Origin of the sequence: Streptomyces sp. MS19 (assembly GCF_047200595.1) — a bacterium.
Classification (GTDB): domain Bacteria; phylum Actinomycetota; class Actinomycetes; order Streptomycetales; family Streptomycetaceae; genus Streptomyces.
Genome location: NZ_JBJZOH010000033.1, coordinates 48,469 through 54,953 on the forward strand (window position 1 = coordinate 48,469; position 6,485 = coordinate 54,953).

Sequence of the window (6,485 nt, forward strand, 5' to 3'; positions counted from 1 at the left end):
GCTCCGAGGGGTCTCCCCGAGGCGGGATGGCATAGTGGGCGGTGGCTGCGGAACACGTGGCGTGACGACGCCCCACGACGGAGGAAACCCCGATGCTCAAAGGTGCGAATGTCCCGGTGGCCGCGCGAACGGTGCGCGTCGAGATCGGCTGGGCAGCCGCGCCGGGGACACCGGACGTGGACGCCTCGGCGCTCCTCCTCGTCGGCGGCCGGGTCCGCTCCGACGCCGACTTCGTCTTCTACAACCAGCCGGCCCACGCCTCCGGCGCCGTCCGCCACGAGGGCAAGCAGCCGCAGGGCGGCGCCGTCACCGACCGGCTCACCGTCGACCTCGGCGCCGTCGAGCCCGCCGTCGAGACCGTCACCCTGGCCGCCTCCGCCGACGGCGGCACGTTCGGCAGCGTCCCCGGCCTGCACATCCGCCTGAGCGACGCCGACGGCGGCGCCGAGATCGCGCGCTTCGACAGCACCGACGCCACGACGGAGACCGCCTTCGTCCTCGGCGAACTGTACCGGCGCCAGGGCGCCTGGAAGTTCCGCGCCGTGGGCCAGGGGTACGACAGCGGCCTCGCCGGCCTGGCCACCGACTTCGGCATCAGCGTGGACGACACGCCCCCGCCCGCCCCGCAGGCCGCCGCGCCCGCGCCCCCGTCGACCGCTCCCGCCCCCGCCCAGGCACCCCTGCCCCCGCCCCCGGCGGGCGCCGTCCCCGCCGCCATGCCCCCGCCGCCCCCCGGCGCGGCCCCGCAGCCGCCGGCGGCCCCGGTGCGGCTGAGCAAGGTCACGCTCACCAAGGCGTCCCCGACCATCTCGCTCGCCAAGCAGGGCGCCACCTCGGGCCAGATGCGTGTCAACCTCAACTGGGAGCAGCGCCAGACCGGCGCGGCCAAGAGCGGCTGGAAGGAGCGGCTCAACAAGGCCATGGGCGGCGGCCTCGACCTCGACCTGTGCGCGCTCTTCGAGCTGACGGACGGCCGCAAGGGCGTCATCCAGGCGCTGGGCAACGCGTTCGGCTCCCTCCACCAGGCGCCGTACATCCACCTGGACGGCGACGACCGCACCGGCGCCGTCGCCAAGGGCGAGAACCTGACCATCAACCTGGACCACGCCCGCGAGCTGCGCCGCGTCGTGATCTTCGTGACGATCTACTCCGGCGCCGCCAGCTTCCAGGACATCACCGCCACCGTCACGCTCACCCCGGAGAAGGGCGCGCCGGTCGACTTCTCCCTCGACGAGTGCACCGTCCCCTCGCCGGTCTGCGTGCTCGCCGAACTGACCGGGCAGGGCGGCGAGCTGACCGTCAAGCGCGAGGCGCGCTACCTGGTGCCCGACCGCGGCGTGAGCCCGCAGCGCACGGTGGACCACGCGTACGGCTTCGGGCTCCAGTGGACACCGGGCCGCAAGTGAGGATCGCGCTCGTCGACTCAGGGCTCGGGCTGCTGGCCGCCGCGGCCGCCGTGCGCGGACTGCGGCCCGACGCCGACCTCGTGATCTCGGGGGACCCCGCGGGCATGCCGTGGGGCCCGCGCACCCCCGAGGACATCACGGAACGGGCCCTCGTCTGCGCGCGCGCCGCCGCGGCGACCGGCCCCGACGCCCTGATCGTCGCCTGCAACACCGCCTCGGTCCACGCGCTGCCCGCCCTGCGCGCCGAACTGGAGCCCGCGATCCCCGTCATCGGGACCGTCCCGGCGATCAAGCCCGCCGCCACACGCGGTGAGCCGTTCGCCGTCTGGGCCACCCCGGCGACCACGGCCAGCCGCTACCAGCAGCGGCTGATCGCCGACTTCGCCGCCGGGCTCCCGGCGGCCGGCGTCCCCTGCCACGGCCTCGCCGACGCCGTCGAGCGCGCCGACGACGCCGCGATCGGCGCCGCCGTCAAGGCCGCGGCGGGCCTGACACCCCCCGCCACCCGTACGGTCGTCCTCGGCTGTACGCACTACGAGCTGGTCGCCGACCGCATCCGCGACCACCTCGCGGCGGCGTACGGCATCACCGCCACCCTCCACGGATCGGCCGGCGCCGTGGCCGCGCAGGCCCTGCGCCGCGCGCGCTCCGCGCCCGACCCCGCCGCGCCCCCCACCGGCCGTCTGACCGTCTTCGCGGCCGGCCGGTCCGCCGCGCTGCCGGAGGCCGCCCTCGCCTACCCGGAGGGGCGCCTGCTCGCGGTGGCGTCCGCGTAGGCTCGCCGCCATGGCAACTCCCGACTTCATCCTCCGCCTCCGCCGCCACATCGGCCACGACCTGCTGTGCCTGCCGGGCGTCAGCATGGTCGTCCACGACGACGCGGGCCGCGTCCTCCTCGGCCGCCGCGCCGACACCGGCCGCTGGTCGATCCCCGGCGGCATCCCGGAACCGGGGGAGCAGCCCGCCCTGGCGGCGGTCCGCGAGGTCCTGGAGGAGACGGCGGTGCGCTGCGTCGCCGAGCGCATCCTGCTGGTGCAGACGCTGCCGCCCACCCGGTACCCGAACGGGGACCAGGTCCAGTTCACCGACATCGCCGTCCAGTGCCGGGCGGTCGGCGGCGAGGCGCGGGTGAACGACGACGAGTCCCTCGAAGTCGGCTGGTTCGCGCTGGACGAGCTGCCGCGGCTCGACCCGTTCGCGCTGGAGCGGATCAGGCTGGCGGGCGAGGAGGGGCCGACCTGGTTCGAGCCCGCCGGGCCCGTCCCCGCCGTGGGCGGCTGACGCCGCCCGTCCTCAGAGCTTCCTGAAGTCGTACGCCTCGGCCGCCGCGTCCGCCACGGCGTTCAGGTCGCCCCCGGCCGAGGCCGTCACCAGCGCCGCCACCGCGCCCTCCACGAACGGGGCGTCCACCAGCCGTGTCCCGGCGGGCAGTTCGTCGCCCTCGGCCAGCATCGCCTGCACGGTGAGCACGGCGCTGCCGAGGTCGGCGAGCACGGCGACACCGGCGCCGCCGTCCACCCGGCGCGCGGCCTCCGCGATCAGCTCGGCGCTGGTCCCGAGCCCGCCGTCGGGCGTGCCGCCCGCCGGTTCCACGGGGGCGAGGTCGCCGCCGCCCGCCAGACCGCCCGCGAGCACCGCCACGGACGCGGCGACCTCCGCGCTGTGCGACACCAGCACGATCCCCACGCGCGCACCGTCAGCCATCGCCGTCCACCGTCCCGTTCCCGTGCGTACCGTCCGTGCCGTGCGCCGCCTCGTCGAGGGCCCCGATCAGCAGCGCGGAGGAGGCCGCCCCCGGGTCCATGTGCCCCTTGCTGCGCTCGCCCAGGTAGCTCGCCCTGCCCTTGCGGGCCTGGAGCGGGACGGTCGCCTCCGCGCCGCCGAGCGCCGCCGTCCGCGCCGCCGCCGTGTCGGGGAGCGCGTCCACGGCGGGCAGCAGCGCGTCGAGCATCGTCTTGTCGCCCGCCGCCCCGCCACCCAGCCGGGCCACGGCCTCCACGCCCTCGCGCAGCGCGTCGCGCAGTTCCTCGCCGCCGACCTCGGGCGCGTCGCCGAGTGCCTTGCCCGTACGCCGCAGCAGCGTGCCGTAGAGCGGCCCCGAGGCGCCGCCGACCTTGGAGACCAGCGTGCGGCCCGCGAGCTGGAGGACGGCGCCGGGGGTGTCCGGCTCCTGCTCGTCCAGCGCGGCGGTGACGGCGGCGAAGCCGCGCCGCAGGTTGCTGCCGTGGTCGGCGTCGCCGACGGCGGAGTCCAGGTCGGTCAGCCGCCCGGCGTCACGGTCCACCGCGGCGGCGGCCAGGGCGAGCCAGCGCCGGAAGAACCCGGCGTCCATCGCAGCCACTTCGCGCTCCTCTCAGCGGCCCCAGCGCAGCCCCGCCGTGCTCACCGGCGCGTCCCACAGCCGCAGCAGTTCGTCGTCCACCTCGCACAGCGTCACGGAGCAGCCCGCCATGTCCAGGGACGTCACGTAGTTGCCGACGAGGGTACGCGCCACCGTCACGCCGCGCTCGCGCAGGACGCGCTGGACCTCGGCGTTGAAGCCGTACAGCTCCAGCAGCGGCGTGGCGCCCATGCCGTTGACGAGCGCGAGGACGGGGCCGCCCGGCTTCCGGTCGGCCAGCAGGACGTCGACCGTGTAGTCCGCGATCTCCGCCGACGTCATGACGGCGCGCCGCTCGCGGCCCGGCTCGCCGTGGATGCCGATGCCCAGCTCCAGCTCGTCGGCGGGGAGGTCGAAGGTCGGACCGCCCTTGGCGGGCGTGGTCGGCGCGCCGAGCGCGACGCCGAAGCTGCGCGACGCGTCCGCCACCCGCTGCGCGACCGCCGTGACGCGGTCGAGCGGCGCGCCCGCCTCGGCCGCCGCCCCGGCCAGCTTCTCGACGAAGAGCGTGCCGCCCGTGCCGCGGCGGCCCGCCGTGTAGAGGCTGTCGGTGACGGCGACGTCGTCCTCGACCAGTACGCGGGCGACGCGGATGTCCTCCTCGTCGGCCAGTTCGGCGGCCATGTCGAAGTTGAGGACATCGCCCGTGTAGTTCTTCACGATGAACAGGACGCCCTCGCCGCCGTCCACCAGGGAGGCGGCGCGGACCATCTGGTCGGGCACCGGGGAGGTGAACACCTCGCCGGGACAGGCCGCGTCCAGCATCCCGGGGCCGACGAAGCCGCCGTGCAGCGGCTCGTGGCCCGAGCCGCCGCCGGAGACCAGCGCGACCTTGCCGGTGACCGGCGCGTCCCGGCGGGCGACCACCCGGTTCTCCACGTCCACGGTCAGCTCGGGGTGGGCCTCGGCCATCCCGCGCAGCGCGTCGGCGACGACGGTCTCCGCCGAGTTGATCAGCATCCGCATGACTACCTCCAGCAGGCTCCGGCCGGGGCCGGGCGCGGCCACGGCGCCGCGCACCCGCCAGTATCGGCCGGGCGGCGGCCCCTGGCGCGTCCGCCGGGCCGGGGATTCGGGGGGTGGGGGGCGGAGAGCGTACAGTTCCGGCGGGCGGACCGGCCGTACGCCCCGAAATGTGACGCAGATCACAGAGGTCCGGTGTCCCGTCATAGCGGTCGAACGGGTGATCTATCGTCATCGCCTGCTCTTCCCCCGGGGCCGGGAGGCGCTGCCACCATGGCGCGCATGGGAGCCGGACCCGCACTCCGCCTCGCCCACGCCGCGCTGTACGCGACGGTGTGCGTCGCCGTGTCCGGGCTTGGCCATGTGCTGTCCGCCGGGAACGGTCTCCCGCCCGCGAGCGTCGCCCTCGCGTTCGCCGTGATGTGCGTCGCCGGCTGGTGGCTGGCCCACCGCGAGCGGGGCATCCGGCTGATCACCGGGGCGAGCGCCCTGGGCCAGGCGGTGCTGCACGCCGTCTTCAGCGGTCTGCACCCCATGCGCCCGGCGGCGAGCGGTACCGACTGGCCGGCCCAGCTGCCCGTGGGGCACGGGGCGTACACCGGCCACGTCCACCATCACCACACCCCGAACCCGGCACCCGGCCCGGACCTCACCGCCCTCGACGCCTTCACCCCCCTGTTCGGCGGGGCGTACGCGGGCGTCGCCATGGCGGTCGCCCACGGGATGGCCGGGCTGCTGTGCGGCTGGTGGCTGTGGCGGGGTGAGGCCGTCGCACGGCAGCTCGCCCGCTGCGTCGCGCTCCTGCTGTGCGCGCCCCTCCGGGTGGCCGGACGGCCGGGAGCCGGTGTTCCGCCGCTGCCGCGCGTACCCCTGCCGCCCGCTCCACGCCGGGCGCGCAGGCCGCGTGACCTGCTGGCGCTGCACCGGGGGTCGCGCCGCGGCCCGCCCGTGCCGTCGTCCTGAGCCGACCTGTTCCCCCGTCACACGGCGGCGCGCCGCCGTGTGACGGTCGCCGAGGGGCCGCTGCGGCGTGCCGACGGCTCCGCGAGAACACCGAGGACCAGTGGCGATGAACGCTGCCCACGACACGATGGCACCACCCGCACCACCCGCACCACCCGTATCCACCCGGCCGCGCCGCCGGACCGCCGCCGGGCGGTCGGGCGCGGCCGACGCCGACATCACCCTCTGGGCGCTTGCCGCGGGCGACGGCGACCGGGACGCGGCGGAACGCTTCGTCCGGGCCACCTACGACGACGTCCGCAGGTTCGTCGCGCACCTCAGCGCGGACGGTCCCGGCGCGGACGACCTGGCGCAGGAGACGTTCGCCCGCGCCCTGGGCAGCCTGCCGGGCTTCGCCGGGCGGTCGTGCGCCCGCGCCTGGCTGCTGTCGATCGCGCGCCGGGTGGTCGTCGACCGCTACCGGCGCGCGGCCGTGCGCCCGGCGCTGGCCGACACGGCCGACTGGCTCGCGGCGGCCGACCGCGCGCAGCCGCGCAGGGCGCCCGGTTTCGAGGAGCGGATCGCGCTCCTCGACGCGCTGCGCGCCCTCGACGGCGGGCGGCGGCAGGCGTTCGTGCTGACGCAGCTGCTCGGCCTGTCGTACGCGGAGGCCGCCGAGATCACCGGCTGCCCGATCGGCACGGTGCGGTCGCGCGTGGCGCGGGCGCGGCGCGACCTGGCGACGGTCTGGCTGGCCTGAGGCGGCCGGTCACGCCCGCGGCGCCCCCGAGCTC

The 6,485-nt window shown here is 76.6% G+C and carries 8 protein-coding genes; 5 read left to right on the forward strand and 3 right to left on the reverse strand.

From position 1 onward, the window contains the following. Positions 1 to 92: 92 nt before the first annotated feature. The 3 genes from ACL02R_RS24070 to ACL02R_RS24080 are packed head-to-tail and all read left to right on the forward strand — an operon-like array spanning position 93 to position 2,687. The gene (locus ACL02R_RS24070) at positions 93 to 1,406 is read left to right on the forward strand and encodes a TerD family protein (protein ID WP_412799058.1); all 1,314 of its coding nucleotides are present in this window, start codon (positions 93 to 95) and stop codon (positions 1,404 to 1,406) included. Continuing rightward, entirely contained in the window at positions 1,403 to 2,182 is a 780-nt protein-coding gene (locus ACL02R_RS24075; protein ID WP_412799059.1) for a glutamate racemase, read from the forward strand. Before ACL02R_RS24070 ends, ACL02R_RS24075 begins: the two co-directional genes overlap by 4 nt. A gap of 10 nt (positions 2,183 to 2,192) precedes the next feature. Continuing rightward, positions 2,193 to 2,687 (forward strand): NUDIX hydrolase, encoded by a 495-nt coding sequence (locus tag ACL02R_RS24080; protein WP_412799060.1) that lies wholly within the window; start codon positions 2,193 to 2,195, stop codon positions 2,685 to 2,687. A gap of 12 nt (positions 2,688 to 2,699) precedes the next feature. Here the strand turns inward: ACL02R_RS24080 and ACL02R_RS24085 are convergent, their stop codons facing one another. The 3 genes from ACL02R_RS24085 to dhaK are packed head-to-tail and all read right to left on the reverse strand — an operon-like array spanning position 2,700 to position 4,752. After that, complete coding sequence (locus tag ACL02R_RS24085) at positions 2,700 to 3,110, reverse strand: PTS-dependent dihydroxyacetone kinase phosphotransferase subunit DhaM (protein WP_412799061.1); 411 nt, start codon at positions 3,108 to 3,110, stop codon at positions 2,700 to 2,702. After that, complete coding sequence (dhaL, locus tag ACL02R_RS24090; RefSeq protein ID WP_398844346.1) at positions 3,103 to 3,738, reverse strand: dihydroxyacetone kinase subunit DhaL; 636 nt, start codon at positions 3,736 to 3,738, stop codon at positions 3,103 to 3,105. The genes ACL02R_RS24085 and dhaL overlap by 8 nt, the downstream gene beginning before the upstream one ends. A 21-nt stretch (positions 3,739 to 3,759) precedes the next feature. Continuing rightward, positions 3,760 to 4,752: a dihydroxyacetone kinase subunit DhaK gene (gene dhaK / locus ACL02R_RS24095; protein ID WP_412799062.1), complete on the reverse strand. Its 993-nt coding sequence runs from the start codon at positions 4,750 to 4,752 to the stop codon at positions 3,760 to 3,762. Between the two features lie 279 nt (positions 4,753 to 5,031). On the opposite strand from dhaK, the gene ACL02R_RS24100 reads away from it, so the two are divergent. Both ACL02R_RS24100 and ACL02R_RS24105 read left to right on the forward strand, forming a co-directional pair. Then, positions 5,032 to 5,712 carry a hypothetical protein gene (locus ACL02R_RS24100; protein WP_412799063.1) on the forward strand — a complete coding sequence of 227 codons (681 nt, stop codon included), beginning with the start codon at positions 5,032 to 5,034 and terminating at the stop codon, positions 5,710 to 5,712. Between the two features lie 106 nt (positions 5,713 to 5,818). After that, positions 5,819 to 6,451: a sigma-70 family RNA polymerase sigma factor gene (locus ACL02R_RS24105; RefSeq protein ID WP_412799064.1), complete on the forward strand. Its 633-nt coding sequence runs from the start codon at positions 5,819 to 5,821 to the stop codon at positions 6,449 to 6,451. The last annotated feature ends 34 nt before the right edge of the window (positions 6,452 to 6,485 follow it).

Bases quoted from the DNA above. Each gene is read 5' to 3' on its own strand.
- ACL02R_RS24070 (WP_412799058.1), top strand. From the start codon at position 93: ATGCTCAAAGGTGCGAATGTCCCGGTGGCCGCGCGAACGGTGCGCGTC.
- dhaK (WP_412799062.1), bottom strand. From the start codon at position 4,752: ATGCGGATGCTGATCAACTCGGCGGAGACCGTCGTCGCCGACGCGCTG.
- ACL02R_RS24080 (WP_412799060.1), top strand. From the start codon at position 2,193: ATGGCAACTCCCGACTTCATCCTCCGCCTCCGCCGCCACATCGGCCAC.
- ACL02R_RS24100 (WP_412799063.1), top strand. From the start codon at position 5,032: ATGGGAGCCGGACCCGCACTCCGCCTCGCCCACGCCGCGCTGTACGCG.
- ACL02R_RS24085 (WP_412799061.1), bottom strand. From the start codon at position 3,110: ATGGCTGACGGTGCGCGCGTGGGGATCGTGCTGGTGTCGCACAGCGCG.
- ACL02R_RS24105 (WP_412799064.1), top strand. From the start codon at position 5,819: ATGAACGCTGCCCACGACACGATGGCACCACCCGCACCACCCGCACCA.
- dhaL (WP_398844346.1), bottom strand. From the start codon at position 3,738: ATGGACGCCGGGTTCTTCCGGCGCTGGCTCGCCCTGGCCGCCGCCGCG.